At 68.3% G+C, this 26,787-nt stretch carries 25 protein-coding genes; 14 read left to right on the top strand and 11 right to left on the bottom strand.

Annotation, left to right across the window (positions count from 1 at the left end):
• Positions 1-36: 36 nt before the first annotated feature.
• The 8 genes from GH266_RS20365 to GH266_RS20330 all read left to right on the top strand — a co-directional run bounded on the left by GH266_RS20365 (position 37) and on the right by GH266_RS20330 (position 8,410).
• Positions 37-837: an ABC transporter ATP-binding protein gene (locus tag GH266_RS20365; protein ID WP_158195461.1), complete on the top strand. Its 801-nt coding sequence runs from the start codon at positions 37-39 to the stop codon at positions 835-837.
• A complete protein-coding gene (locus tag GH266_RS23380) occupies positions 837-1,547 on the top strand; it encodes an ABC transporter ATP-binding protein (protein WP_067221730.1) in 711 nt (236 codons plus the stop codon). The genes GH266_RS20365 and GH266_RS23380 overlap by 1 nt, the downstream gene beginning before the upstream one ends.
• A 19-nt stretch (positions 1,548-1,566) precedes the next feature.
• Positions 1,567-2,766 (top strand): Tm-1-like ATP-binding domain-containing protein, encoded by a 1,200-nt coding sequence (locus GH266_RS23375; protein WP_158195460.1) that lies wholly within the window; start codon positions 1,567-1,569, stop codon positions 2,764-2,766.
• The gene (locus tag GH266_RS20350) at positions 2,763-3,629 is read left to right on the top strand and encodes a phosphoenolpyruvate hydrolase family protein (RefSeq protein ID WP_158195459.1); all 867 of its coding nucleotides are present in this window, start codon (positions 2,763-2,765) and stop codon (positions 3,627-3,629) included. The genes GH266_RS23375 and GH266_RS20350 overlap by 4 nt, the downstream gene beginning before the upstream one ends.
• A 14-nt stretch (positions 3,630-3,643) precedes the next feature.
• Entirely contained in the window at positions 3,644-4,576 is a 933-nt protein-coding gene (locus GH266_RS20345; protein ID WP_158195458.1) for an SRPBCC family protein, read from the top strand.
• 267 nt (positions 4,577-4,843) lie between these two features.
• Positions 4,844-5,977 (top strand): hypothetical protein, encoded by a 1,134-nt coding sequence (locus GH266_RS20340; RefSeq protein WP_158195457.1) that lies wholly within the window; start codon positions 4,844-4,846, stop codon positions 5,975-5,977.
• 106 nt (positions 5,978-6,083) lie between these two features.
• Positions 6,084-6,971, top strand: coding sequence for an SMP-30/gluconolactonase/LRE family protein (locus GH266_RS20335; RefSeq protein WP_158195456.1), 888 nt, complete (start codon positions 6,084-6,086; stop codon positions 6,969-6,971).
• A gap of 11 nt (positions 6,972-6,982) precedes the next feature.
• Positions 6,983-8,410 carry an NAD-dependent succinate-semialdehyde dehydrogenase gene (locus tag GH266_RS20330; protein WP_158195455.1) on the top strand — a complete coding sequence of 476 codons (1,428 nt, stop codon included), beginning with the start codon at positions 6,983-6,985 and terminating at the stop codon, positions 8,408-8,410.
• A gap of 94 nt (positions 8,411-8,504) precedes the next feature.
• On the opposite strand, the gene GH266_RS20325 is transcribed toward GH266_RS20330, so the two are convergent.
• From GH266_RS20325 to GH266_RS20295, 7 genes are read right to left on the bottom strand one after another with little or no spacing between them, the layout of a single operon-like run.
• The gene (locus GH266_RS20325; protein WP_158195454.1) at positions 8,505-9,287 is read right to left on the bottom strand and encodes an SDR family NAD(P)-dependent oxidoreductase; all 783 of its coding nucleotides are present in this window, start codon (positions 9,285-9,287) and stop codon (positions 8,505-8,507) included.
• A gap of 22 nt (positions 9,288-9,309) precedes the next feature.
• Positions 9,310-10,245 carry a 3,5-dioxohexanoate:acetyl-CoA acetone transferase gene (gene kce, locus GH266_RS20320; RefSeq protein ID WP_158195453.1) on the bottom strand — a complete coding sequence of 312 codons (936 nt, stop codon included), beginning with the start codon at positions 10,243-10,245 and terminating at the stop codon, positions 9,310-9,312.
• Positions 10,245-10,658 (bottom strand): Zn-ribbon domain-containing OB-fold protein, encoded by a 414-nt coding sequence (locus GH266_RS20315; RefSeq protein WP_158195452.1) that lies wholly within the window; start codon positions 10,656-10,658, stop codon positions 10,245-10,247. Before GH266_RS20315 ends, kce begins: the two co-directional genes overlap by 1 nt.
• A 47-nt stretch (positions 10,659-10,705) precedes the next feature.
• A complete protein-coding gene (locus tag GH266_RS20310; protein ID WP_158195451.1) occupies positions 10,706-11,830 on the bottom strand; it encodes a thiolase family protein in 1,125 nt (374 codons plus the stop codon).
• Entirely contained in the window at positions 11,830-13,032 is a 1,203-nt protein-coding gene (locus GH266_RS20305) for a CaiB/BaiF CoA transferase family protein (protein WP_158195450.1), read from the bottom strand. The genes GH266_RS20310 and GH266_RS20305 overlap by 1 nt, the downstream gene beginning before the upstream one ends.
• Complete coding sequence (locus tag GH266_RS20300) at positions 13,032-13,805, bottom strand: enoyl-CoA hydratase/isomerase family protein (RefSeq protein WP_158195449.1); 774 nt, start codon at positions 13,803-13,805, stop codon at positions 13,032-13,034. The genes GH266_RS20305 and GH266_RS20300 overlap by 1 nt, the downstream gene beginning before the upstream one ends.
• Positions 13,805-15,004: an acyl-CoA dehydrogenase family protein gene (locus GH266_RS20295; protein ID WP_244953726.1), complete on the bottom strand. Its 1,200-nt coding sequence runs from the start codon at positions 15,002-15,004 to the stop codon at positions 13,805-13,807. The genes GH266_RS20300 and GH266_RS20295 overlap by 1 nt, the downstream gene beginning before the upstream one ends.
• A gap of 240 nt (positions 15,005-15,244) precedes the next feature.
• On the opposite strand from GH266_RS20295, the gene GH266_RS20290 reads away from it, so the two are divergent.
• Entirely contained in the window at positions 15,245-16,123 is an 879-nt protein-coding gene (locus GH266_RS20290; RefSeq protein ID WP_158195447.1) for an MBL fold metallo-hydrolase, read from the top strand.
• 32 nt (positions 16,124-16,155) lie between these two features.
• On the opposite strand, the gene GH266_RS20285 is transcribed toward GH266_RS20290, so the two are convergent.
• The 3 genes from GH266_RS20285 to GH266_RS20275 are packed head-to-tail and all read right to left on the bottom strand — an operon-like array spanning position 16,156 to position 19,666.
• On the bottom strand, positions 16,156-17,814 hold the full coding sequence (locus GH266_RS20285; protein WP_158195446.1) for a GMC family oxidoreductase: 1,659 nt from the start codon (positions 17,812-17,814) through the stop codon (positions 16,156-16,158).
• Positions 17,801-18,460 (bottom strand): flavin reductase family protein, encoded by a 660-nt coding sequence (locus GH266_RS20280; RefSeq protein ID WP_158195445.1) that lies wholly within the window; start codon positions 18,458-18,460, stop codon positions 17,801-17,803. The genes GH266_RS20285 and GH266_RS20280 overlap by 14 nt, the downstream gene beginning before the upstream one ends.
• Positions 18,461-18,502: 42 nt before the next feature.
• Positions 18,503-19,666, bottom strand: a complete 1,164-nt coding sequence (locus tag GH266_RS20275) for a serine hydrolase domain-containing protein (RefSeq protein WP_158195444.1) — start codon at positions 19,664-19,666, stop codon at positions 18,503-18,505.
• A 349-nt stretch (positions 19,667-20,015) separates the two neighbouring features.
• On the opposite strand from GH266_RS20275, the gene GH266_RS20270 reads away from it, so the two are divergent.
• The 4 genes from GH266_RS20270 (at position 20,016) to GH266_RS20255 (ending at position 24,371) form a co-directional block, all read left to right on the top strand.
• Positions 20,016-21,122: an ABC transporter ATP-binding protein gene (locus tag GH266_RS20270; RefSeq protein WP_158195443.1), complete on the top strand. Its 1,107-nt coding sequence runs from the start codon at positions 20,016-20,018 to the stop codon at positions 21,120-21,122.
• A 39-nt stretch (positions 21,123-21,161) separates the two neighbouring features.
• Positions 21,162-22,910: an ABC transporter permease gene (locus GH266_RS20265; protein ID WP_158195442.1), complete on the top strand. Its 1,749-nt coding sequence runs from the start codon at positions 21,162-21,164 to the stop codon at positions 22,908-22,910.
• A gap of 61 nt (positions 22,911-22,971) precedes the next feature.
• Positions 22,972-23,988, top strand: a complete 1,017-nt coding sequence (locus tag GH266_RS20260; RefSeq protein ID WP_158195441.1) for an aldo/keto reductase — start codon at positions 22,972-22,974, stop codon at positions 23,986-23,988.
• Positions 23,985-24,371 carry a nuclear transport factor 2 family protein gene (locus tag GH266_RS20255; protein WP_158195440.1) on the top strand — a complete coding sequence of 129 codons (387 nt, stop codon included), beginning with the start codon at positions 23,985-23,987 and terminating at the stop codon, positions 24,369-24,371. Before GH266_RS20260 ends, GH266_RS20255 begins: the two co-directional genes overlap by 4 nt.
• 175 nt (positions 24,372-24,546) lie before the next feature.
• Here GH266_RS20255 and GH266_RS20250 read toward each other — a convergent pair whose 3' ends face one another.
• The gene (locus GH266_RS20250; protein ID WP_158195439.1) at positions 24,547-25,302 is read right to left on the bottom strand and encodes a FadR/GntR family transcriptional regulator; all 756 of its coding nucleotides are present in this window, start codon (positions 25,300-25,302) and stop codon (positions 24,547-24,549) included.
• A 319-nt stretch (positions 25,303-25,621) separates the two neighbouring features.
• Here GH266_RS20250 and GH266_RS20245 point away from each other — a divergent pair, with 319 nt between their 5' ends.
• The gene (locus GH266_RS20245) at positions 25,622-26,704 is read left to right on the top strand and encodes an ABC transporter substrate-binding protein (RefSeq protein WP_158195438.1); all 1,083 of its coding nucleotides are present in this window, start codon (positions 25,622-25,624) and stop codon (positions 26,702-26,704) included.
• The last annotated feature ends 83 nt before the right edge of the window (positions 26,705-26,787 follow it).

The raw sequence follows: 26,787 nt of genomic DNA, 5'->3' as shown, positions 1-26,787 counted from the left end.
GAGGCTCCTTTCGATAGCAACAGGCAAAGACACCAGATGCTGGACACGACGACACGCAAGGGCCGGACGGAGACTTCGGGGCCGACGGCGGCCGCGACCCCTGCCCTGGTGACGGAAAACGTCGCCCGCAGCTTCGGCGCGCTCAAGGCCGTCAGCAATGTGTCGATCACCATCGCGCCGGGCGAGCGGCGCGCGATCCTCGGCCCCAACGGAGCCGGCAAGACCACGCTGTTCAACACGATCTGCGGCGACCATCCGCCGACCGCCGGGCGCATCCTGCTGTTCGGCGAGGACATCACCCACCTGCAGCCGCACAAACGGGCGCGGCTCGGCATCGGCCGCACCTATCAGAGCTCGCTGCTGTTCGACGGGCTGAGCGTCCTGGAGAACCTCTATCTCGCGGTGCGCGGGGCAATGCCCGGACGCCTGTCGCTGTGGAAGGCGGGGCGGGGCGATGCCGCGCTCGCCAAGGCAAGGCTGCTGGCCGAGCAGGTGCGCGTCGACACGATTGCGCAGGCGCGCATCCAGTCGCTTTCGCACGGCCAGCGCCGGCAGGTGGAGGTGGGCATGGCGCTCGCCTCCGATCCGCGCCTGCTGATGCTGGACGAGCCGGCGGCGGGGCTTTCGGCGGCAGAGCGGCCGGAGCTGGTCAAGCTGATCCGCGACCTGCCGCGCGAGCTGACGCTGATCCTGATCGAGCACGACATGGACGTGGCCCTGCCCAACTCGGACAAGGTCACGGTGATGAAGGACGGCGAGGTGGTGGTGGAAAGCACGCCCGACCGGATCGCCGACGATCCGCTGGTCCAGGCGATCTATCTTGGAGGCGAACACTGATGGGCGGCCGTCTGGAGATCGACGACCTGCATGTGAATTTCGGCCAGGCGGTGATCCTGCAGGGCGTCACGCTGTCGCTCGACCGGGCGCCGCTGTCGCTGGTCGGGCGCAACGGCATGGGCAAGTCGACCCTGTGCCACGCGATCATGGGCATGGTGGCAGCGCAGAAAGGCTCGGTGACGCTGGACGGGCGGCCGCTGCTGGGGCTCGGCCCCAGCCGGGTGGCGCGCGGCGGCATTGCCCTGGTGCCGCAGGGACGGCGGATGTTCCCGTCCCTTTCGGTGCATGAACACCTGCTGCTGGTGGCCGGGCGGACCAAGGGTGCCTGGACGGTGGAGCGGGTCTACGAGACCTTCCCGCGCCTGGCCGAACGGCGCCGCAACGGCGGCAACCAGCTGTCGGGCGGCGAGCAGCAGATGCTGGCGATCTCGCGGGCGCTCTTGATGAACCCGCGCATCGTCATCATGGACGAGCCCTCGGAAGGGCTGGCGCCGGTCATCGTCGACCACCTGATCGAGACGCTGCGCGCCATCGCCGCCGAAGGCATGGGCGTGCTGCTGGTGGAACAGAACATGCGGGTTGCGACCTCGGTCTCCGACCAGGTCGCGATCATGGTCACCGGGCAGATCGCCGCGACCATGCCCGCACGAGACCTGGAGGCCGACCGCGACGCCCAGCGCCGCTATCTCGGCGTCAGCCATGGACACTGAAGAACGGGAGAAAGCTTGCATGGGCAAGACGGTCTATGTTGTCGGCACCTGCGACACCAAGGCGGAGGAGCTGGCCTATGCCAGGTCGCTGATCCGGGCCGCCGGTGTCGATGCGGTGCTGGTGGATGTGGGAACCCGCGGCGAGACGGACGTGGCCGACGTGCCCGCCCGCGAGGTCGCCGCACAGCATCCCGGCGGGGTGGACGCCGTGCTCGGCGGCACCGACCGGGGCGCGGCCGTCGGCGCGATGGCCGAGGCGCTGACCATCTGGCTCACCGCCCGGCAGGACATCGGCGCGGTGCTCGGCCTTGGCGGGTCGGGCAACACGGCGCTGGTGACCACGGCAATGCGGGCGCTGCCGGTCGGCGTGCCCAAGCTGATGGTCTCCACCGTCGCGTCGAGCAACGTGGCGCCCTATGTCGGGCCGACCGACATCGCCATGATGTATTCGGTGACAGATGTCGCCGGGCTCAACGCCATCAGCCGGCAGATCATCGCCAATGCCGCCCATGCCGTCGCCGGCATGGCGCAGTGGCAGGCGCCGAAGGCGAGCGGCGACCTGCCGGGCGTCGGCCTGACCATGTTCGGCGTCACCACGACCTGCGTCGACCAGCTGCGCGAACGGCTGGACGACACCTACGAGTGCTACGTCTTCCACGCCACCGGCACCGGCGGCCAGTCGATGGAGAAGCTGGCGGAATCCGGCCTGCTCGCCGGCATGATCGACACCACCACGACCGAGGTTCCGGACCTTCTGATGGGCGGGGTGTTTCCCTGCACGCAGGACCGCTTCGGCGCGGTGGCACGCACCCGCCTGCCCTATGTCGGCTCGGTCGGGGCGGTGGACATGGTGAATTTCGGCGCGCTGGAAACGGTTCCGGAGACGTACCGGGACCGCAACCTCTATGTGCACAATCCGCAGGTGACCCTGATGCGCACCACGGCGGAAGAGAACGCGGAGATCGGCCGGTGGATCGCCGAACGGCTGAACCGCTGCGAGGGCGAGGTGCGCTTCCTGCTGCCGCTCGGCGGCGTCTCGGCCATCGACGCGCCCGGCATGCCCTTCCACGACCCGCAGGCCGATGCGGCGCTGTTCGCCGCCATTCGCGAGACCCTGGTCACCACACCCAAGCGCCAGCTGATCGAACTGCCCTTCAACATCAACGATCCGGCCTTCGCCGATGCGGCGGTCGCCGAATTCCGAAAGATCGCGTCATGAACGAAACACCCACACCCAAGACCCCCTCGCGCCCCGCCCGGCCGACGCGCCGCGAGCTGCTGGACCGGTTCCAGGACATGGCGAAGCGCCGCGTCCCGATCATCGGCGGCGGCGCCGGCACCGGTCTTTCGGCGAAATGCGAGGAAGCCGGCGGCATCGACCTCATCGTCATCTACAATTCCGGCCGCTACCGCATGGCCGGGCGCGGCTCGCTGGCCGGCGTGCTGGCCTATGGCAATGCCAACGAGATCGTGCTCGACATGGCGCGCGAGGTGCTGCCCGTCGTCACCCACACGCCGGTGCTGGCCGGCGTCAACGGCACCGATCCTTTCGTGATCATGCACGACCACCTCGACCGGCTGAAGGCGCTCGGCTTTGCCGGGGTGCAGAACTTCCCGACCGTCGGGCTGATCGACGGGATGTTCCGCCAGAACCTGGAGGAGACCGGCATGGGCTTCTACCACGAGGTGGAGATGATCCGGCTGGCCGCCGAGAAGGACATGCTGACGACGCCCTATGTCTTCTCGTCCGAGGAAGCCATCGCCATGGCCGAGGCCGGCGCCGACATCCTGGTCGCGCATATGGGCCTGACCACCGGCGGCTCCATCGGCGCGGAGACCGCGCGCACGCTGGAGGACTGCGTGCGCGACATCGGCGCCTGGGCGGAGGCGGCGCGCAGCGTGCGCCCGGACATTCTCGTCATGTGCCATGGCGGGCCGATCGCCAACCCGGAGGACGCCGAATACGTGCTGCGCAACACGCCGGGCTGCAACGGCTTCTACGGCGCCAGCTCGATGGAGCGGCTGCCGGCGGAAACGGCGCTGATCGACCAGACCAAGCGCTTCAAGCAGCTCAGCTTCTGAAAGGAGACCGACCCATGGCAAGGGCTTTCGCAAGCACCATGATCGATGCGCCGGTGGAGGCGGTGTGGGCATGCGTGCGCGACTTCAACGGCCTGCCGGACTGGAACCCGGGGATCGTGAAGAGCGAGATCGAGGATGGGCTCGCCGCCGACGTGGTCGGCTGCGTGCGCGCCTTCACGCTTGGTGACGGCACCTTCGTGCGCGAGCGGCTGCTGTCGCTCGACGACAGCCGCTACAGCTTCACCTACAACTTCGTGACGCCGGCCTTTCCGGTGGAGAACTATGTCGCCGGCATGGAGCTGATCCCCGAGACCAGCACCGGGCGGACCTATGTCCAGTGGTGGGCGACCTTCGACGAGAAGCCGGAGGATGCCGGGCGCTTTGTCGAAATCGTCTCGCGCGACGTCTTCGCCGCCGGGCTGGCGGCGCTCGCCGAGAAGATCGCCGGAGAGCTTTCTGGCGCGAGCGTGCCGGAGGGGGCCGAGCGCTGGCAGGGCCTGCGGCCGGCCAAGGTGTTCACCTCCAGCACCATCACCGCGCCGGCCGACCGGGTCTGGGCGAAGATGCGCGATTTTGCCGGCATGGGCGGCTGGCACGAGGACATCACCAAGATGCACATGCTGGAGGGCGCCCGCTCCGACAAGGTGTCGGGCGTTCGCGACTTCCTGTTCGGCGAAGGCGCCTTGTGGGAACAGCTCACCTACCTCTCCGACACGGAGCGGGCCTTCCGCTACCGCATCCTGAAAAGCCCGATGCCCTGGCTGAACTACCATGCCGGCGCGCGGCTCTATCCGGTCACCGACCGCGACCATACCTTCGCGGTGTGGACCGCCGACTGGACCGCCTCGCCGCAGGACGACCTGGAGCTGATCCCGAACGTGCATGGCAACGTCTTCCAGAAGGCGTTCGACACGCTGGAGGCGCAACTGGGCAGCGGGGCAGGCTGAGGACGCACCCGCGCCCCTTGCAGATGCAGCAAGCGGACCGCTAGTCACCCGAATCTGAAGTTCGTCACATTTGGCAGCAAGCTCTGTACGAACTTCAGATTCAAAAGGGTGACTAGCAAGTTTATGTTTCTAGTGTGGTTTTCGAATTTGAAATACGCTCCGACGGTTGCCGCAAAATGAGGCGTATTTCAAATTCACCACACTAGGATTGCACCCGAGAACGGGCGCAAGCACTCCGCAAAGGCCCCGTCCGCACACAGGATCACGATGAGCGAGATCTCGCCTGCCCCGCCCTCCCCGTCCGCCGCCGCGCCGTCCCGGACGCTCTGGCCGGTGCTGTGGCCGCTTGCCGCCGCGCTGGCCATCTATCTGATCGGACTGTGGATCCCGGTTCCCGGAGTGGATGCGGAGCGGCTCGACTACCACGACGGATTCACCGGCGGCAGCTCGATCCGGATGGCCTCGATCTTCGCCCTGTGGACCGGCCCGCTGGTGGTGGCCATCGCCCATGTGGAGATCGCCCGCCTGATGATCCCGCCGCTGGCGCGCTGGCAGGCGGCGTCGGCCCGCAACGCGCAGGTGCTGGTCGCCGTCACCGGCCTGATCGCCCTGCTGATGACGCTGGCGCAGGGCGCCGGCGCGCTGCACGCCATGCAGGCAGGCCGGTTGCTGCGGGACCTGTCGACCGGCGGACTGGTCGCCAGCCTTGCCGCCTATTGCGGGGCGACCGCGGTGCTGATCTGGCTGGCCGGACGGCTCCGCCTGCCGGGGTCCGGACAGGGCATCCTGCTGCTGATGGTCTTTCCCATGATCGCCAGCCTGCCGTCGGAACTCGAGATGATCTTCTCGCAATATCGCACCGGCATGTTCCTGCAGTCCGGCCTGCCGATGGACCTGCTGGTCCCCCTCGCCTTCGTCGTGGCGGCGACGGCCGCGGCGATTATCGTCGCCAGGGGCTTGCAGACGACGGCGCGACAGGCAGGCGCGGCACCTTCCGCCTGGCTGACCCTGCTGCTGTGGCCGCCGGTGCTGGCGAGCACCGCGGCGAACTATCTGGTCCTGCTGGTGTGGTGGGTGCTGCCGGACGCGGTCGGCGCCTTGGGCTGGCCGCTCTACGCGGCGCATTTCGTGCTGACCGCGCTGCTGGTGCCGCTGTTCCTCACGGCCTATCTGAAAGTGCCGGTCGGCACGCCGGACGCCGCCCGGGGACTGGAGGCCATGCCGGTCGCGACCATCGCCGGGTTGCAGATGGCGCTGGTGCTCGGTGCGGCGCTGGTCAGCTCGTTCTACATGCTGCCCGCCGCCTTCGGAGCGACGCCGATCCTGGTGGTGGTGGCGAGCGCGCTGGTGCTGGCCGAGCTGCTGCGGCCGGCTGCCGCCACTTCCACCGCAGCCGGCTAGGTCAGGATCGTCGAGGAAGCCGGAGACGTTCAGCGGAATTTCCCGTTGCAAACTTTTATGGTCTGTGAAAAAACCATTTTAAAGGTCAGACCTAAAAGAGACGACGATGCTCAACGGTTTCGAGTTGCAACGCGCCGATTTCGGCTTCACCGGCGAGGGGCTGAGCCGGCCCGAATGCATCCTGGCGGAGGCGAGCGGCGACCTGTGGGTGTCAGACAATCGCGGCGCGGTGACCCATATCCGCCCCGATGGCGCGCAGCGCCTGCTGGGCACGATGGGCGGCAAGCCCAACGGCATGGCGATGGACACGAACGGCAGCATCCTGCTGGCCAACATCGCCTTGCGGAAATTCTTCCGCGTGGCGCGCGATGGCAGCCATGAGCTGTTTTTCGACCGGATCGACGGGCAGCCGGTGGGGGCGGCGAATTTCGTCGGCCGCGACCGCTGGCGGCGGACCTGGCTGTCGGTGTCCTCGCGGCTGGAGAACCACCTGCTGGCGCTGGAAGAGGATATCCCGGACGGCTACGTGATCCTGCTCGACGAGCGCGGGGCCCGCATCGTCGCAGACGGCCTGCTCTTCACCAACGAGGTGCGCGTCGACAATCACGGCCACCACCTCTACATGGCCGAAACACGCGGCGGGCGGATCTCGCGGGCACGGATCCGCGCAGACGGCAGCCTCGGCGAGCCGGAGGTCTTCGGTCCGGACCCGATCTTTCCCGGCGCGCTGGTCGACGGCATCCGCTTCGACAGCGCCGGCAACCTTTGGGTGACCGAGATCACCCGCAACCGGCTTTACGTCCTGCAGCCCGACGGCAGCGCGCTGCTCGTCTTCGAAGACCCCGAGGGCGACATTCTCGACCATCCGTCCAGCCTCACCTTCGCCGGTGAGGACCTGCGGACCGTCTATGTGGGCGGGCTCGGCCAGACCCGCCTCGCCCGCTTCCGGGCGCCCCTTGCCGGCCGCCCTCCCGTCCACTGGCTGGCCAGCTGAAAGATCCGATCATGACCCCTGCGCAGTTCATCGCAGGCACCTGGCGCAGCACGCCGGGCGCCCCGTCGACGCCTGTCCTCAACCCGGTCGACAACACCGAGATCGGCCGCGTGCCGCATGCGAGCGCCGACGAGATTTCCGAGGCGCTGGATGCGGCCCGGCGCGGTTTCGCGCTGTGGCGGCGGGTGTCTGCAGCCGAGCGCGGCGCGGTGCTGCGGCGCGGTGCCGCCGTCCTGCGGCGGGACGCGGAGGAGATCGCCCGGCAGATGGTACGCGAACAGGGCAAGCCGCTGTCCGAGGCCCGCGTCGAGGTCGCCGTTTCGGCCGACATCCTGGACTGGTCGGCCGGCGAAGGCGAGCGGCAATACGGCCGGCTGATCCCGCCGCGCGATCCGCGCTTCCGCCAGAGCGTGCTGCGTGAGCCCGCCGGCGTTTGCGTGCTCATCCCTTCGTGGAACGTGCCGGTGCTGTTCGTGGCGCGCAAGCTGGGCGAATGTCTGGCGGCGGGATGCAGCGCGATCCTGGTCGGCCACAAGCAGACGCCGGGCGCGGCCGTCGCCGTGGTCCGCGCGCTGATCGAGGGCGGGTTGCCGGCGGAGGCGGCGAGCCTGCTGTTCGGCTCCAACGCCGAGCTGGTGGAGACGCTGCTGCGTGCGCCCGGCATCGCCAAGGTGTCCTTCACCGGCGGCACGCAAACCGGGCGGACCATCGGCCGGCTGGCGGCCGAGGCGGTGCTGAAGACCACACTGGAACTGGGCGGCCACGCGCCGACCATCGTTTTCGACGATGTCGATGTGGAGGCGACGGCCGAGATCGTCGTGCGCAGCAAGTTCCGCAATGCCGGCCAGGTGTGCAACTCGCCGACCCGGCTTTTCGTGCAGCGCAAGGTGCACGACGCCTTCGCCGATGCACTGGCGAGACGCGCGACGGCGCTGCGGCTCGGCGACGGACTGGCGCCGGAAACCGAGATGGGGCCGCTGGCCTCGCGCCGGCAGCTCGCCCGCATCGAGGCGATGGTCGAGGACGCGCGCAGATGCGGCGCGCAGGTGCTGTGCGGCGGCGAGCGGCTGCAGGGGCCGGGCAACTTCCACCAGCCGACGCTGCTCGCGGAGCTGCCGGACGAGGCAAGGATCCTGCGGGAAGAGCCCTTCGGCCCGGTCGCCGCGCTGATCGCCTTCGACGAGCCGGAAGAGATGATGGCGGCGGCAAATGCCCTGCCCTACGGGCTGGCCGGCTATTGCTACACGCGCTCGCCGGCGCGGGCGCGCTTCGTCGAGCAGGGCCTGTCGGTCGGCATGCTGGGCATCAACACGCCGCAGATCTCGCTGCCGGAAACGCCGTTCGGCGGCGTGCGCCAGAGCGGCAACGGTTCGGAGGGCGGCAGCGAGGGCGTCGCCGCCTACATGACCACCAAATACGTCTCCGAATTCATCGCCTGACGGCGCGCCGGAGAGAGATGGAAAGGCGAATGCGAAAGACCCGGGGCACGGCGGTGCCCCGGGTCTTCCTTCTTATCGCAGAGGCGCGAACCGGTCACACGCCCTTGGTCAGGCCGCCGTCGATGTCGATGGAGGCGCCATGGATGAAGGAGCCGCGCCCGTCGGACAAATAGGCGACGAGCTCGGCCACGTCGCCCGGCTGGCCGAAGCGCAGGATCTTCAGCTCGTCGACGAACTCGCGACCCGCCCGCTCCCGGTCGCCATGGCCGTCGCGCGCGGCCTTCTGCTCCAGCATGCTGTCGAGCCGACCGGTATCGATCCAGCCGGGGTTGATCGAGTTGACCCGCACCCCGTCGCGGCGGCCGGTCTCGGCCAGCGCCTTACAGAAATTGATCAGGGCCGAGCAGATGGCGCCGCCTATCAGCGAATCCGCACTCGGCGTATGGCCCAGCGCACCGGCGATGGTGACGACGGAGCCACCGCTCGCGACCAGATGCGGCCAGGCGGCGCGGGTCACCGCCACCGTGCCGAAGAACTTGACCGAAAAACCGTGCTGCCAGTCCTCGTCGGCCAGATCGACAAGCCCGCCGCGACGGGTGGCGCCGGCGCAATTGACGACGAGGTCGAGGCCGCCGAAGTCGGCGGCGACCTTGCCGACCAGCGCCGGAATCTCCGCGGTCGCCGAAAGATCCGCCGCATAGCCGCGCGCCTGCGACAGGGTGTCGATCTCGGCCGTCGTGGCGGCCAGTTCGGGCGTGTCCATCGCAACCACCGCGACGGCCCAGCCGTCCTGCGCAAGGCGAAGGCCGATGGCCCGGCCGATGCCCTGGCTGCCGCCGGTGACCAGCGCCACCTTGCGCGTGCTGTTTGCGCTCATTGCCATTCCTCCCTCGTGATCTTCAGAACCCGGTCCTGTCGGCGCCCTTCAGCGCCAGGATCTCCCGTGCCTCGTCCGGCGATGCCACCTGGAGCCCCAGCCCCTCGATGATCCCGCGCACGGTCGCCACCTGCTCGGCATTGGAAACGGAGAGACGCCCCTTGCCGGCCCACAGATTGTCTTCGAGGCCGACTCGGACGTTTCCGCCCTGCGCGGCGGCAAGAGCGGCGATCCGCATCTGGTTTCGTCCCGCGCCGAGTACCGACCAGCGATAGTCGCCGCCGAACAGCCGGTCGGCCGTACGGCGCATGTGCTGGACGTCTTCCGGGTGATTGCCAATGCCGCCGAGAATGCCGAAGACGCTCTGGACGAAGAAGGGCGGCTCCACCAGGCCCCGGTCCGCGAAATGCGCCAGGTTGTAGAGGTGGCCGGTGTCGTAGCACTCGAACTCGAAGCGGGTGCCGTTGCCGGCGCAGGTCTTCAGCGCATATTCGATGTCGGCGAAGGTGTTGCGGAAGATCAGGTCGCGGCTGCCGACCAGATACGGCTCCTCCCAGTCGTGGCGGAAGTCGCGGAAGCGCTCCAGCATGGGATAGAGGCCGAAGTTCATCGAACCCATGTTGAGCGAGGCGAGCTCCGGCTTGAGCTCGGTCGAGGGACGGATGCGCTCTTCGATGGTCATGGTCGGGGCGCCGCCGCTCGTCAGGTTGAGCACCGCATCCGTGCGCTGCTTCAGTACCTGGACCAGCGGCCGGAACGCCTCCGGCCGCTGGTCCGGCCGGCCGGTCTGCGGATCGCGGGCGTGGAGGTGCAGCACCGCGGCTCCGGCTTCGGCCGCACCCAGGGCGGAGGAGACGATCTCCTCCGGCGTCACCGGCAGATGCGGCGACATGGACGGCGTATGGATCGAGCCGGTGATGGCACAGGTGATGATGACCTTGTTGGCGGGCTGCGACATTATCCGGCCTTTCTGAACGCGGGGATAGTGACGCCGTGCTCCTCGCGCAGGACCAGCGCCAGCGGTTCGTCGATCGCCAGATCCTCCGGATCGGCAAGGCCGACGAGGTTGGAGATCAGCCGCGGCCCCTCTTCCAGCTCGACCACCGAGACATTGTAGGGAAGCCGGTCGGCGAAGGCCGGATGGAAGGCCTTGCGGTAGGTCACCCAGCTGACCAGCCGGGCGCGGCCGCTCGCCGGCTGCCAGCCGGTCTCCGCGGCAAGGCATCGCGGGCACTCGCTGCGGGCCGGCAGCCAGGCATGGCCGCAGGCCTTGCAGCACTGGTAGACGAGACGGCCCTCGGCAAGCGCCTCCCAATAGGGGCGGTTGGTCTCGTCGACGCGGGGAAGCGGAAAGGGGTCGTGATCCGGCATGGCGGGCGACGTCTCCTCGATAGGGCGAAGGGGCACGCGCTGCGGCGCTAGTTGCCCAGGATGAGGGTGGAGTGGGTGTGCATGACGCCGCCCTGGTTGGAGATCGCGCAGAGCGCGGCGCCGGGAACCTGGTTGACGGCGGTGCCGCGGATCTGGCGCACGCCCTCGATGACCAGTTGCAGGCCGGGCATGCCGGTCTCCGACAGCAGACCGCCGGCGGTGTTGATCGGCAGGTCGCCGCCGGCCGCGATGGCGCCGCTGGCGACGAACGCACCACCCTCGCCCTGACGGCAGAAGCCGTAGTCCTCCAGCGTCATCAGGGCGGTGATGGTGAAGCAGTCGTAGATCTGCGCCACGTCGACGTCCGCGGGGCGCACGCCGGCCATGCGGAAGGCGGTGGCGGCGGAGGCCCGAGCGGCCGTCGTGGTCAGGTCGGGACGCTGCACCACCTCGGCCGAGGTCTGGCCCTGGCCGAAGCCGAGGATCGGCACCGGCGCTGCGACGCCAAGCCGCGCGGCAAGGCGGGCGCTGGTCAGCACCGCCGCCGCCCCGCCGTCCGAGACGAGGCAGCAGTCGTCCCGGCGCAGGGGCGAGACGACGACGTCGGAGGCCATGTAGTCGTCGAGGCTGAGCGGCTTGCGCAGCTGGGCCGCGGGATTGCGCGCGCCGTTGGCCCGGCAGGCGACGGCGATGGCGCCGAGCTGCTCGGCGGTGGTGCCGTGCTGCTGCATGTGCCGCTGGGCGATCATCGCATAGCCGGCGGGAATGCCGAACCAGCCGAACACCTCGTCGGCGCCCCAGGGCTTGCTGTAGGCCTGACGCGTGCCGGACTTCGGATTGTCGGCGAAGCAGACCACCGCGACCTCGCACTGGCCGGCCTCGATGGCCATGGCGGCATAGCCGATCAGCGAGGCATTGGCCGCCCCGCCCTGATCCCAGACGCCGCCGATGCGCGGCACGATGCCTGCCGCCTCGGCCAGCTTCTGGCCGTACATGAACTCGTAGGCGGAGGTCGGAAACTTGACGAAGAGACCGTCGACGCGCTCCTTCTCGATGCCCGCATCGGCGAGCGCATTGCGGATCGCCTCGATGTTGAGCGAATAGGTGGAGCGGCCCTCCAGCCGGCCGAAGGCGGTGTGGCCGATGCCGGCGATGACGACGTTGCCGGGCATCAGATCGTCCCCTCGCGCGACAGCTGCTCGATCTCGCCGGCCGGCAGGCCGAGCCAGTCGCCATAGACGGCGGCATTGTCACGGCCGAGTTCGCCGGAGGGGCGCAGCTCCACCCGTTCCTGGCCATCGAAACGCAGTGCCGAGCGCATCAGGGGCACGCGGCCATACATGGGATGCTCGGTCCATTCCAGCGCGCCGCGCCCGTGCAGGTGCTCGTCGTTGACCACCTCGTCCAGCGTGCGCACCGGCGCGCAAGGAACCCGGTGATCGTTGAGCAGGGCGAAGAGCGGCTCCTTGTCGTGCTGCACGGTGAAGGCGGAGACGAGCTCGTCGACCTCGTCCATCCGCTCGACCCGCTTCTTCAGCGTGTCGAGGCCGGGGTCCTCGCCGAGATCGGGCCGACCCATCGCGCGGGTCAGGTTCACCCAGTGAGCATCGGACACGCAGATGATGGCGATGTGGCCGTCGCGGGTCGGGTAGACATTGTAGGGGGCCTCGGCGAGGCCGGCATGGCGGTTGCCGGTGCGCGGCGGCACCGCGCCGTCCGTGCCGTAGTAAAGGCCGAGGCTGGAGCTGAGCGAGGGGTAGAGGCCCTCCATCATCGAGACCTCGACCAGCCGGCCGCGCCCGGTGACGGAGCGCTCGTAGAGCGCGGTGACGAGGCCGGCATAAAGATGCACGCCGCCGAAAAAGTCGGCGATCGCCGGACCGGCCTTGACCGGCGGGCGGTCGGGAAAGCCGGTTGTGCTCATCACCCCGGTCATCGCCTGCACGGTCAGGTCCATCGCCGGATAGCGGGACTTGGGACCCGAGCGGCCATAGCCGGAGCCGGCCGCATAGACGAGGCGCGGGTTGACCTTCGCCAGTTCCTCGTAGCCGAGGCCCAGGCGTTCCATGGTGCCGGGGGCGTAATTCTCCACCACCGCATCGCCGCGCGCGACCATCTCGCGGAAGATCTCGCGGCCGCGCTCGCTCTTGAGGTTGAGCGTCACCATGTCCTTGTTGGAATTGAGCATGGCGAAGGGCAGCGCCGCGCCGCCGACGACGGAGCGGCGGCGCAGCGGATCGCCCGCCGGCGGCTCGACCTTGATCACCCGCGCGCCGGCCATGGCCAGCAGGAAGCTGCAATAGGGACCGTTGTAGATCTGGCCGACGTCGATCACCGTGATCCCGGCCAGCGGTGCTCCGCTCGTAGTCGTCATCATATCCCCCGAAAGTGCGGCGCGCGCTTTTCGGCGAAGGCGCGGGCGCCCTCGGCCACGTCGTCGCTGGTCTGCAGCAGGCGGTTGGTGAGCTGCTCGGCACGCAGGCCGGCGGCAAGGTCCATGTCGTGGCTGCGCAGGGCCAGCTCCTTGCTGGCCTGGATCGCCAGCGGCGCGTTCTCGGCAATGGCGGCGGCGAGGCCGCGCGCCTCGCCCATCAGCCCGGCCGGCGGCACCACGCGGTTGACGAGACCCCAGCGCAGCGCCTCCTGCGCGTCGAAGCTGCGCCCGGTCAGCAGCAGCTCCATGGCGATGGCATGAGGCAGTTGCTTGAGCACGCGCTGGGTGCCGCCGTTGGCGGCGATCAGCCCGCGCTTGACCTCGGTCAGACCGAAGGTAGCCGTGTCGCTGGCGATGCGGATGTCGGTCGCCATCAGCAGCGTCATGCCGCCACCCAGACAATAGCCGTTGACCGCCGCGATCACCGGCTTGAACACCTCGAGACCGCGGTTGAGCAGCATGTCGCGCTGCGGCATCCAGGTCTCGCTGAGCTCGCCGCGCGCGGTGGTGAAGCTCTTGAGATCCGCGCCGACGGAGAAGGCCTTGTCGCCCGCCCCGGTGACGATCGCCACGCGGATCTCCGGATTGTCGCGCACCTCGACCCAGGCCCGCGACAGCTGCCGGTAGTGGGCATGGTCCATGGCATTGAGCTTCGCCGGCCGGTCGATCAGGATGGTGGCGATGCCGCCGTCGATATCGAGGTCGATCGACATCACAAGCTCTCGCGCGAGCCATGGCGGATGAGATCGCGGGCGATCACCAGCCGGTGGATCTCCGAGGGCCCCTCGCCGATGCGCTTGATGCGCGTCTCGCGGAACCAGCGCTCCAGCGGCAGCTCGCTGGCGACACCCATGCCGCCGAGGATCTGCACGCAGCGGTCGACCACCCGGTTGGCCGCCTCGGTGGCGAAGAGCTTGCAGACCGAGGCCTCAAGCTTGATGTCCTCGCCGCGCTCGGCCCGCCAGGCCGCCTGGTAGACCAGCAGGCGGGCAGCGCGCAGGTCGACCTCGCTGTCGGCCAGCATCCACTGGATCGCCTGGTGATCGGCAAGCTTGCGGCCGAAGGTCTCGCGCTGGCGCACCCAGTCGAGGGCGATATCGAGGGCGGCCTGGGCGGTGCCGATGGTCGTCGCCGAATACGGCACGCGCTGATGGACCAGCCAGTCCTCGGCGAAGGCGAAGCCCTCCCCTTCCGCTCCCAGCCGGTTCTCGACGGGGATCTCGTAGTCCTCGAAATGCAGCTCGTAGGGCGAATAGGAGCGGATCACCGGGATCGGCGAAAGGGTCAGGCCCGACCGGTCGATCTCGACGATGAAGCTGGTGATGCCCTCGCGGCCGCGGCCCTCGCCGGTGCGGGCGAACAGGACACCCCAGCGCGACTGGCCCGCGCCGGTGATCCAGACCTTGGTGCCGTTGACGACGTAGCGGTCGCCCTTGAGCACCGCGCGGGTGCGGATGGCGCGCGCCGGATCGGACCCGCCGCTCGGCTCGGAAATGGCGACGAAGGTCTTCTCGCCCTGCTCGATGGTCGGCAGGGCATAGCGCGCGATCTGGTCAGGCGTTCCCTTGAAGATCACATTGGGCGGATCGAAGCCGAAGGCGCCGCCGGCGGGGATGTAGGCGCCCATCCGGCACTTGGCCGCCTCCTCGGCGACGATCACCTGGCCGAGCAGGCTGAGGCCCGCGCCGCCATGCTCGGCCGGGCTCTGGACGCACCACAGGCCGAGCGCCCGCGCCTTGGCACGCAGCCCCTCGAGCACCTCGGGCGGAAAGGTATAGGCGTCGAAGTCGAGCTTCTCCTCGGCCGGACGCACATGGTCGGTCATGAAGCGGCGGACCGTGTTGCGCAGCTCGCGCAGCTCGGCGGGCAGTGCCCACCCCTCGATCTCCGCACCGTCAAAAGAACCGGGCACCTGATTCATGCTCCCCCCGTGGATCCCAGATCATCTTATGCCGCAAGGCGGCCGGCGGCATCAGGCGCCGCCCCCCTTCGCCGCGACCGTCGCTGCGAGGCTTGCTGACATTAAACATGAGATAATTTTAAATATCAAACCTTTTATCGAAAGAGCAATTCGACTATTGTCAGATCATATGAAAAGCCGCATTTTCCCGCACATTCAGCGGAGAGGATCGGCCGAACGGAGGATGGTTTTTTGGTAGGACATTTAGGAAAAGACGAGCAGACGCCGGCGGTCTATCGCCTGAAGATCGGCAGCTTCCGCGTGACGATCATCTCCGACGGGTATCTTGAGGCCGATCCCTCATTCTATTCGGCCGGCGCGGATCGAATCAACGAGCTGGCGGTTCAGGCCTTCCGCAAGGCCGGCCCGTTCCGCATGGGCACGGTCGTCTACGTGATCGAGGCGGACGGCCGTCGGCTGATGGTGGACGCCGGATGCGGCCCGCTGTTCGGCCCCACATCCGGCTTCCTGCTGCAGAACATGGCCTTTGCCGGCATCGCGCCGGACAGCATCGACGCGGTTCTGATCACCCACATGCATGCCGATCATATCGGCGGCTTGCTGGACGAGGCCGGCGCGGTGTTTCCCGGTGCGGCCATCGTGGTGCACAAGGACGAGCTCGGCTATTTCATGGGCGATCTCGCCATGTCGCGCTCCACCGACCGCAACCGGCCGTGGCTGCTGAGGGCGCGCAAGGTGCCCGAGCACTATCCCGATATCCGCCTGTTCGAGCGCGAGCAGGAAGTGTTTCCGGGCGTCACCGCCTTCCCGCTGCCGGGGCACACGCCGGGGCACTCGGGCTTTCTCATCGAGTCCGGCGACGAACAATTGTTCCTGGCCGGCGACCTCGTCTATTCGCCGGTCTACAGCTTCCGGCATCTCGACGAGAACTTCGCCTTCGATGTCGACCGGGAACAGGCGCTGCTGTCGCGGCGCAAGGGGCTGGACATGCTGGCGAGCGAGCGCTGGCTGATGTCGGCAACGCACCTGCCGTTCCCGGCGGTGGGCCATGTGGCGCGGCTGGGCGAGGCGTTCGAGTATATCCCCGAGGACTGGCGCCACGAGCCGTAACGCGGCGGCGCGAGACACGGGAAACCCGCCGGTCAGCCTTGCGCGCGCGCCGCGTCGAGGATCAGGCCGGCGGCCTTTTCCGCCACCATGAAGACGGCGGCCTGGATGTTGCCGCGCACCGGCAGCGGCATCACCGAAGCGTCGACGACGCGAAGGCCGCGCACGCCGCGCACACGCAAGGTGCTGTCCACCGCCCCCTGCCCGTGACCGCCCGCACCGTCCGGCCCCATGGCGCAGGTGCCGGCGGGGTGGAAGATCGTATCGGCGGAAGCGCGCAGGAACGCCTCGATCTCGCCCTGCTCCACCAGTTGCGAGGACGGCGACAGCGGTCCGTCGTGATGCGCGGCAAGGGCCGGATGGGACCCGAAGGCCTGCGCCATGCGAAATCCCTCAGTGAGATCCTCCACATCCTGACGCGCGCCGAGAATGCTCGTTTCGATGGCCGGCGGATCGGCCGGATCGGCCGAGACGAGCCGCACGCGCCCACGGCTGGCCGGATGCACGAGGCAGGCAACGAGGCCGAAGGCGTCGGACACGGCCGGCGGGACGAAAGGAAGACGCGGACCCAGCGCCGGATTGAACAGGCGCAACAGGAACTGCAGGTTGGGTGCCGGCAACCCGGGCCGCGAACAGGCAAAGAGATGCGCGGCCGCCAGCGGCTCGCTCGCCGGCCCGCGGCCGGTCAGGGCGGCGCGCGCCAGCGCGGCAGCCAGCCGGTCGAGCCGCATCACGCCGGAAAGCTGCGAGGGCCGGCGGCGGCGGAACTCCACCGCAACGCGCGGGTGGTCCCACAGGTTGGCACCGACGGCCGGCAGATGGGCCCGCAAACGAATGCCGAGTTGGGCAAGATCGGCCGCCGGGCCGAGACCCGAGCGCAGCAAAAGCGCAGGCGAACCGAACGCGCCGGTGGCAAGGACCACCTCGCGCCCCGCCCTCAGGACATGCCGCTGTCCTTCCCGCCGGCAGACGACGCCGGTGGCACGCCCGTCCGGCGCGATCTCCAGCTGCTCGGCCCGCATGCCGGTGAGCAGGCGGACATTGGGGCGGCGCAAAGCGGGGGAAAGGAACGCCCGGTCGGCGCCCAGACGCCGGCCGCCGGACAGGTTGAACTGGGCCCGGCCGAAGCCTTCCTGGCGGGCACCGTTGTAATCGGCCAAGGCGGTGTGGCCGGCAGCAGCGAAGGCCGAAAAGGCGGCATCCACCACCGGATCGGCGTGGCTTGCCTCAGTGACGGCAAGGGGGCCGCTTCGGCCGCGAAGATCGTCCGGGTCGGGGCCCGAGTAGTCCTCCAGACGGCGGAACAGCGGCAGCACCTCCGCCGCCGACCAGCCGGGCAGGCCGAGGGCCGCCCAGGCGTCGAAATCGGCGGCGTTGCCGCGCACATGGTTCATGGCGTTGATCATCGACGAGCCACCGACCAGCCGCCCGCGCGGCAGGAACAGGCGCCGCCCGCCAATGGCCGGCTCGGGCTGCGAGCGGTACGACCAGTTGTAGCGCGGGGCCTTCCAGACGGCACCGACGCCGAGCGGGATCGACAGGAGAGGATCGCGCCAGCGCCGCCCCGCCTCGACGAGCACAACGCGGAAGCGACCGTCGGCGCTCAGCCGGTCGACCAACAGGCAACCGGCCGAGCCCGCCCCGACGATGACGAAGTCGGCTTCGACATCGGCCGGGACATCAGGAGGCGCCATCGCCACCCGCCGTCACGCCTGCCATCTGCGGCGCACCGGGCATGGGGCGCGTCTGCGCCGCCGGCAGGGTGACGAGCTCGCCATAGGTCATGTAATTGGGCCCGCCGACGCGGGCGACCGGGTCGAGCTCCGCCGTGTCGATCTTGCCCTCATGCAGCAACGCATCGTCGATGTGGAAGCGCAGCACCTCGCCGATCATCAGGTAGTTGCGCTCGTCGCCGAGCGGCAGGGCCATGTGCAGGCGGCACTCCAGGCTCGCCGGTGCCGCCGCGAGCCGCGGCGGGGCGATGCAGCGGCTGGCGACCGTCGCAAGGCCCAGCGCCTGCGCCTCGCTGACATCGGGCGGATAGACGGCGGAACTGTCGTGCAGTTCCTGCAGCAGGCCGCGATGGGCGATGTTCACGACGAACTCGCCGTCGCGCAGGATGTTGGTGCCCGTGTCCTTCAGCAGCCGCCCCTTGCGGCCGACGCTGATCGCCACCATCGGCGGTTTGTGCGAGCAGAAGGTGAAGGCGGAAAAGGGCGCAAGGTTCACCGCGCCTTCCGCCGACAGGGTGGACACCCAGGCGATCGGCCGCGGGACGATGAGCCCGGTCATCAGCTTGTAGTTCTCCCGCATGGTCTGCGGGGTCGGATCGATTTCCATGGTCTGTTCCGGCTTGGTCGTAGGGGAGATGCGGGCGCCCGGTCAGGGGGCGACGCGCAGCGCCGAGTGGATGATGTCCGACAGGCGCTGGAAGCGCAGGTGGCTGTCAACCTGGTCCATCAGGCCGCTCGACAGCAGCACGGCGGACAGGCTGCGCTCGGGATCGACCCACATGACCATCGAGCCGGCGCCGATGGAGCCGAAGGTACGCGGCGAGGCGAGATGTCCGAAGGGCGTTGGAAAGAGACCGGTGCCGCGCAGGAAGAAGCCGAGGCCGAGCCAGGCGGGGAACGGCTCCCAGCCACGCATCTCGCGCTGCGCCGCCAGCGTGTTGTTGGGCAGTTCGCCGGTATGATTGGCCGTTGCCAACGCCAGCGAGGCGGGTGCGACGATGGACGTACCCTCGAGCGCGCCGCCCGAGGCCAGCATGGCGGCGAAGCGCAGCATGTCGGCAAGGGTGGAAAAGCCGCCACCGCCGGGCAACTCGGTCTCGGCAGTGATACGCCGGTCGCGGGCGGCAAGGCGCAGGTTCATCTCCGTCGGATTGCGCGCCACCACCGGCACCCGGCGCGGCTTGAGGCGCTCCGGCATGCCGATGGCGCTGTCGGTCATGCCGAGCGGCGCGAAGATGTCCTCCTCGATGATGCGGCCGAAGCGGCGACCGGCAGGATCCACCCGCTCCGCCACGACGCCGAGCACGTCGTAGGAGACCTGCGCGGAATAGCTGACCACCTCGCCCGGGCGGTTGACCGGAGCGATACGGCAGGCGAGCTCGACCGTGCGGCGCAGGTCGCCCTCGATCTCCTCGGTGAGGCCGGGAAGGGTGAAGGGCATGCCGCCGGTATGGCTGAGCAGTTGCGCGACGGTGACCCGCTGCTTGCCGGCGGCCGCGAATTCGGGGATCACCTCGGCAATGCGGGTGCCGAGCGACAAATCGCCCCGCTCCAGCGCGCGAAAGATGGCGAGCGCCGTCATCACCTTGGTGAAGGACATCACCGAGAAGACATCGCCTTCGCCGAGCGGACGTTCGGCGTCACGCTCGGCAAAGCCGAAATGCCGCTGCATCACGACCCGCCCCTCGTGCAGGAGGCCAATGGCCATCCCGTCATAGGCCTGGCGCGCGATATCCGCCTCGACCGCCCTGGACAGCACGTCCAGCCTGTCCTCGTCGACGGTGAACCGCCCCGACTTTTCCATCCCCGGCATTCCCGTTCCCCACATGTGCGTTTTAATGGTCTGATATTATACGACGTGATCATTCTGGCAATACAGGAAACTAGAAAACGATTTATCTAATTGTTTTATATCACTTATTATCGAAGGGAAAAATGCCCTCAGCTATGGCGTGCGCAGCAAATTAGCTATTTTTTATAAATATCATACCTTTTTCATTGACGCATCATTCGCCCGCCGCTAGCGTCAAGAGCGATCATGAACGGCGCGCGCTCCAAACGGCTCGCGGCGCCGTTCCCACAATGCCCCGGCGAGCAGCCGGGCGCGAAACAGGCCCGACACGGCTGGGAGGCCATGGGCGGCGGGCCCGAGGGAGGCAGACGTGCTCAGCTTGGAGAAATTGCAGAAGACCTATCCGCCGACCGGAGACGGCGAGACACCGCCGCCCGCGCTCGTCGACCTGTCGCTGGAGATCGCACAGGGCGAGTTCTTCACGCTGTTGGGGCCGAGCGGCTGCGGCAAGTCGACGACGCTGCAGTGCATTGCCGGGCTGGAACATCCCACGAGCGGACGCATCACCATGGACGGGCGGACGGTGTTCTGCAGCGACGCCAACATCGCCGTGCCGCCGAACCGGCGCGGCCTCGGCATGGTGTTCCAGTCCTACGCGATCTGGCCGCATCTGACCGTCTTCGAGAATGTCGCCTTCCCGCTGCGCTACGGCCCCGGCGGCACGGCGCGCGGCGACATCCGCACCCGGGTGCTGGCGGCGCTGGCGCGGGTCGGGCTGCAGGACTTCGCCGACCGCCCCGCCCCCTACCTGTCCGGCGGACAGCAGCAGCGCGTCGCCCTCGCCCGCTCCCTCGTCAACGAACCCTCCATCATCCTGCTCGACGAGCCGCTGTCCAATCTCGACGCCAAGCTGCGCGATTCCATGCGCGTGGAACTGCGCGACCTCGTCAAGTCGCTGGGCATCACCACGATCTACGTCACTCACGACCAGACCGAGGCGCTGTCCATGTCCGACCGGATCGCGCTGCTGAACAAGGGGCGCCTGGTGCAGCTGGGCACACCCGACGAGATCTACAAGCGTCCCAACTCGGCCTTCGCGGCCGAGTTCGTCGGCCGCAGCAACATCCTCAAGGGTCGCCTCTCGGAACGCGGGGCGGACGGCATCGGCCTGGTGGACCTGTCCTTCGGCCGGGTCGCCTGCCCGGTTCCCGAGAGCCAGAGCGTCGGCGCACAGGTGGAACTGATGATCCGGCCGCACGGGGTGCGCGCGGAAAACGGCGAGGCCGCCGCGGCGAGCCGCTTCCGCTCCACCATCCGCCGCATCAGCTTCGTCGGCGAGTTCCTCGACATGGAGGCGGAGCTGGGCGACGAGACGATCCGGATCTTCGCCAGTCCCTATTCCGGCTTCCGGGAAGGCGATGCGGCCTGGCTGGAATTCCCGCAGGACCGCTGCGTCCTCCTTGCCGAACGCGCCTGACGCGCCGGCACCGCTTCACGCCTCGGGAGGACCACGACCATGGCGCATGCCGACACACTTGCCCCTGCCCCCGGCCCGGCCCGCACGTTCGGCCGGCCGACCACCGCGACGATAATGTCGCTGGTGCTGCTGGCGCTGATGACCGCGCTGGTTATCGCACCGCTGATCCTGCTGTTCCGCACCAGCCTGACGCCGGCGGGCGAACTGCCCTTTTCGACCGACGTCTACACGCTCGACAACTACCGCGAGGCGCTCGGCAATCCGCGCCTGCCGATCCTCATCGGCAACACGCTGACCTATGCCTTCGGCAGCGTCACCATCGGCGTGACGCTCGCCTTCGCCATCGCCTGGCTGGTGGAGCGCACCGACATCGGCTTCAAGCGCAGCATCCGCACCATGATGTTCTCGTGGATGGCGGTGCCGCCCATCGTCATGGCCTTCGGCTGGATTCTGCTCGGCAATCCCGGCAACGGCATCATCAACGTGATCCTGCGCTCGCTTTTCGGGATGAAGGGCGCGCCGGTGTCGATCTACTCGATGTGGGCGATGGTGCTGATCACCGGTTTCGCCATCGTGCCGACCGCCTTCACCATGATCGCCGGCCTGCTGCGCAACATGGACCCGCAGCTGGAAAGCGCCGGCAGCGTGCACGGCGCGCGGCCCTTCAGCGTGTTCCGGCGGGTGACGCTGCCGCTGCTGGTGCCGGGGCTGCTGTCCGTCGGCATCCTGCTGTTCATGGCGATGGTGCAGGCGTTCGACCTGCCGCTGGTGATCGGCCTGACCGCCAGGGTGCCGGTGCTGTCGACGCAGATCTACCTGCTCGCCCATTCGGACGTATCGCGCCCCGACTACTCCCTCACCGCCACCTTCGGCACCTTCTTCCTGGTGCTGGCCTTGATCCTGATCCTCGTCTACTTCCGCGCCGTGCGGCTGGGCGAGCGCTTCCGCGTGGTCACCGGCAAGGCCTTCCGGCCCAACCTGAAGCCGCTCGGTACCTGGCGCCGGCTCGCCACCGCCGGCGTCGGCTTCTACTTCCTGGTGATGATGCTTCCCTTCCTGGTGCTGCTGTGGACGAGCTTCCTGCCGTTCTACTCGGTCCCCTCGATGGAGGCGCTGACCCGGCTGACGCTGGAGAACTACGAGGCGGTGTTCAGCGAAACGCGGATCGTGCGGGCGCTGGTCAACACCATCCTCCTGGTGCTCGCCTCCTCCACCATCGTCATGGTGCTGTCGGTGATGATCGCCTGGATCTCGGTGCGCTCGAAGACCCGGCTCGGCCGGCTGCTGGAGGTGATCTCCTTCGCGCCGATGGCGATCCCGCCGGTGGTGCTGGCCATCGCAATCCTGCTGATCTACCTGCGCACGCCGCTCTACGGCACGATCGGACTGATCATCCTCGCCCATGTGACGGCTTATATCGCCTTCGGCACGCGGACGATGAACGCGGCCCTGCTGCAGATCCACAGGGAACTGGAGAACGCCGCCTTCGTGTGCGGCGCCGGCTGGTTCACCATGCTGCGGCGGGTGATCTTTCCCCTGCTGCTGCCGCATATCCTGAACGGCTGGCTGTGGGTCGCCGGACACAGCGCCCGCGACATCACCTTCCCGCTGTTCCTGATCACCACCACCAACGTGGTCGCCGCCTCCGAACTCTACATCCTGTGGAACACCCCGGAGATCCCGACGGCCGCGGCGCTGGCCGTGGTGCTGGTGAGCGGCCTGCTGTGCCTGGTCGTTCCGGTGCAGATCTTCGCGGCGCGGCTCGGCACCGAGCGGCGCAAGCCTTGACACGACACGCGCGCCGCCGGCCGGACCTTGCGGCTGGCGCGCCCGACACTGGAGCCTCAAGATGAACTATCGATCGCTCGGGCGCAGCGGCCTCATGGTCTCGCCGCTGGCGCTTGGAACCTTCAACTTCGGCGGGCCGACCGACGAGGAAACATCCGTGCGCATCATCGCACGGGCCATCGATGCCGGCATCAACCTGTTCGACGTCGCCAACTCCTACAATGAGGGACGCAGCGAGGCCTATCTCGGCCGGGCCTTGCGCGAAAGCGGGCGGCGCGACGACCTGATCGTCAACACCAAGGTGCACTTTCCCGTCGGCCCCGGCCCCAACGACCGCGGCAACTCGCGCCACCACATCATCCGCGAATGCGAGCGCAGCCTGAAGCGGATGGGCCTCGACCATATCGACATGCTGCAGCTGCACCGGCCGGACTTCGACATTCCGGCGGAGGAAACCCTGTCGGCGCTGAACGACCTCGTGCGCCAGGGCAAGGTCCGCTACATCGGCACCTCCACCCATCCGGCCTGGAAGGTCTACGAGGCGATCGCCATCGCCGAGCGGCGCGGCTGGGCGCGGCCGATCGCCGAGCAGCCGCCCTACAACCTGCTGGACCGGCGCGTGGAGAACGAACTGGTGCCGCTGTGCCTTGCGGAAGGGGTGAGCCTGCTGCCCTATGCGCCGCTGGCGCAGGGTGTGCTCGCCGGGCGCTACGGCTCCAAGGCCGCCCCGCCCGCGGACAGCCGGGCCATCACCCGCGGCGGCACCTATGCCGACCGGGTGAACGAGGCGGGGATCGCCGTCGGCCGCAAGGTCGCGGAACTGGCCGAACGCGCAGGACTTGCCGGCAGCCATCTGGCGCTGGCCTGGGTCAAGGACCGTCCGGGCGTCGCCGCACCGCTGTTCGGGCCGCGCACGCTCGAGCAGCTGGAGGACATGCTGCCGGTGCTGGAGCTCGACTTTCCCACCCATCTGGAGGCCGAGTTCGACGCGCTGGTGCCGCCCGGCAGTGCCGTCACCAACTTCCACAACGGCTGCCGCTGGATGAAGCAGGTCCTCGACGTGGAGGTGCCCAGATGAGCGCGCAGCTTCAGGAGAGCTACCGGCAGGTGGCGGCGGCGGCCGAAGCCTATGCCATCGCCTTTCACCAGGGCGACACGGACGAGTTGGGGCGGCTGTTCCTGCCCGACTGCAAGCTGCAATTCGTCGAGGACGGGGCGCTGCGCTGCTTCGCGGCCAGCGACTGGATCGACCTCGTCGGCAGCCGCGCCTCGGCGGCAGAACAAGGGCATGCGCCCGACTTCCGCCTCGCCTCGCTGGAGCTGGCCGGGCCCGACTGCGCCGCCGTCACCATCGAGATGACGAGCCCGCCCAACCGCTTCCGCGACGTGCTGCACCTGCTGCGCATCGACGGGACATGGCGGATCGTCGCCAAGGCGTTCCACCGCGATCTCGCGGGCTGACAGCCCCCGGCGATCAGGTCTCCCGCCTTCGCTCCCTCACCCGGCACTGCCCTCGCCGGGTGACTGCCGCGTCTTTCCCAAGGTCTGACCCTGAGGCCGGGGGAAGACGCGGCCCTTTTTTCACAGATGGGCAGCTGTCCGGGAGGACGGTCCGGCCGAAAGCCCGTCCCGGATCTCAGGCCTTCATGCCGATATGCTCGGCATAGGCGTTGACGTGCCGGTCCATCAGGCGCTTGGCCTCGGCCGGGTCGCCTGCCTTGATCGCGTCGGTGATCAGGCCATGGACCTTGGCCACCTTCTGGCGCACCCCCTCGGGGTTGAGGTCCTCCACATTGGTCACCGCGTAGACCGACTGGGCGATGGACTCCATGAAGGCGATCAGCAGGTCGTTGTGACTGGCGTGGACGATGGCCATGTGCCAGTCGATATTTGCGCGCAAGAACCCGTCGAGATCGTCGAGACTGTCGAGAAGACGCTGATGGTGGGCGGAAATCGCCTCCACATCCTCCGCCGTGCGATAGCGCGCGGCCAGCATCGCCGCCGAGGGCTCGATGGCGCTGCGGGCCTCGACCAGCGAGGACAGGCGCGTCTTGCGGCTGGAGATATAGAGATTGACCGTCTTGACGATGGTGTCGCGGCTCGGCTGGCAGACCATGGAGCCGCCGTTGCGCCCCTGCTTGGTGACCAGCAGGCCCTCGATTTCCAGCATGCGCAGAGCCTCGCGGACGCTGGAACGCGACAGGCCGGAATTGTCCGCAAGCTCCCGCTCGTTGGGCAGCATCTCTCCATTGGCGATCCGTCCCTGCACGATCTCGTCGCGCAGATGCGAGGCCAGGACGTCCGCCGCCTTGGGAATCTTGATGCGATCGAGGCTGAAGCGGCGCTGTGCGCCTGCCCGCTCGGTCTTTGCCGTGTCTTTTTTCTGGACCATGAACCTGCCGATATGAACTGCCTGGCGGCGAATGCAAACGCCGAAACGCGTTTGTGCCAATATGAAATATATCAGACCAATTAGCAAACCCGCTCTGAGAGCGGGATAATTCGCCGCAGACGCTACGGAACTCCCAAAGCGCCCCGAAGAAGGGCCCGAGACCGCCCGACACGCCATGCAGGAGAGATGAATAGGACGAAATTTTAAATGGTCTGATGTTTATTGACTCTCGCGACTATTGGGATATCCTGCAATCCGCCGCGGATCTGAAGCTTTCGATCAATGTCGGGCCGGCCGCGCAACCTGTCTGGGAGGAACCATGAAGGGACGCATTTTCACCGCCGCCGTCGTGGCGGCCACGCTGGCGGCCGTGACCGCCTCGGTGCCCGCGCGCGCGGCCGACGCCCCGACCATCGAGGAACTGGTCGAGGGCGCGAAGAAGGAAGGCCGGTTGGTCGTGCTGTTGCTGCAGCCGACGCAGCAGCACAATCGCGAGATCGTCATGGAGGCCTTCAAGAGCCGGTTCGGCCTCGACATCGACATCGAATGGTCGCCGATGCATCCGACCACGCTGATGTCGCGGCTCAATGCCGAGAGCCCCTCGGGCCGGTTCAGCGCCGATATCGGCCAGGGCAGCGTCGATGACCTGTGGCCCTCGGTCGAGAAGGGTTATGTCGCCAGGATGGACTGGCCGGCCACCTTCGGCTCGATGCTGGAGAGCATCGACCAGGCCGCAGGCGGCGTACCCCCGGAGATGAGCGGCACGGTGCTGTCGATGTTCGACCTGGTCTATGGACTTGTGTGGAACACCGACTTCGTCGAGGAGGCGGACCTGCCGCGCTCCTTCGCCGACCTTGCCGACGAAAGCTGGAACCAGCGCATCGCGCTCAACTCCTACCACATCGCGCCGGTCGATTATCTCAGCTACGAGATCGGCGCGGAGCCGACCATCGACCTGGTGGGCAAGCTGCTGGACAACAATCCGGTGCTGAAGGCCGGCAGCGGCGCGGTGGGGGCCGCCGTCTCCGCCGGCGAGGCGGCGGTGGGCACGGGCATGGCCTATGCCACCGACCTTGCCATCGACCGCGGCGAACCCGTGCGCTTCCGCCCCTTCACCGACTACACGCCGGTTCTGGGCATGAAGGTCTTCGTACCGGCCTATGCGCCCAATCCGAACGCGGCGCGCCTCTTCGCCGCCTGGTTCACCACCGAAGGCATGGCGCTGGTCGGGGAATCGGAGCATCTCGGCCAGCTCGGCAACCCGAACTCGGTCGTCGGCCGCGAGCTGAGCCGGCAGATCGAGGAGGCCGGCTCCAAGGTGGTCAGCGTCTCGTCCATCGCCCAGTTCGGCGAGTTGGCGGAAACCCGCAAGGTCATCGACAAGATGATCGCCGACCGCTGACGCGGCCTTTCACGCAAACCCGATACGACAAGGCCGCCGGCAGTGCCCCGGCGGCCTTGTCACGTCGAACTCACTGCCGGTGC

Source organism: Stappia indica, assembly GCF_009789575.1.
GTDB classification, from domain to species: Bacteria; Pseudomonadota; Alphaproteobacteria; order Rhizobiales; family Stappiaceae; genus Stappia; species Stappia indica_A.
Note: the sequence above shows the minus strand (reverse complement) of the source record. Positions and strands in the feature narration are given on the sequence as shown.